Source organism: Thermodesulfobacteriota bacterium (genome assembly GCA_026415035.1).
Lineage (GTDB): Bacteria > Desulfobacterota > BSN033 > BSN033 > UBA1163 > RBG-16-49-23.
This window is the reverse complement of sequence record JAOAHX010000076.1, coordinates 1-527: the sequence shown is the minus strand read 5'-3', so window position 1 is coordinate 527 and position 527 is coordinate 1. Positions and strand designations below refer to the sequence as shown.

The 527-nt window shown below is 43.3% G+C and carries 1 protein-coding gene; it reads left to right on the top strand.

What is annotated here, in order from left to right; all coding sequences use genetic code 11:
• Positions 1-198: 198 nt before the first annotated feature.
• A partial coding sequence (locus N3G78_14920) for an integrase (protein MCX8119208.1) occupies positions 199-527 on the top strand: 329 nt, incomplete at its 3' end.

Here is a 527-nt window from a genome sequence, read left to right as displayed (position 1 = left end):
GGGTCGAGATGACTCTTGGTCTGGGATCATCCTATTATAGCTTATGTCCGAGAGATTGTGAACCGGATTCAATCATGCGAATTGACTCAAATTAAATGTTACCCAAATGAAGAAGAAAAAGGGATCGTTGACTCATAATTTATGTTACCCGACAATCTCCCCTTAAAGGGGGAGATTGTCATGAGTCCACGATCTAAAATGGAATATCTCGAAACCATCTATCTAAGATACAACAAGGCTACACGAAAAGAGAAAACCCTCATTCTCAATGAATTCTGTATTAACTGTGGATACCACCGAAAACATGCCATCCGACTCTTAAAGAAGTTTAAACGTTTTACCAAACCAAAAACGAAGAAAAGAGGGAAGCCCCCCACTTATCATCCACCCACCCTGCTAGAACCCTTAAAGAAGATCTGGCTTTCGGCCAATCTCCCCTGCTCAAAACGGCTCAAAGCCATTCTCCCCTTATGGCTTCCAGCCTATCACAAAGAATTTGGTCCTCTCCCCCCAGAGGTCGTCAAAGC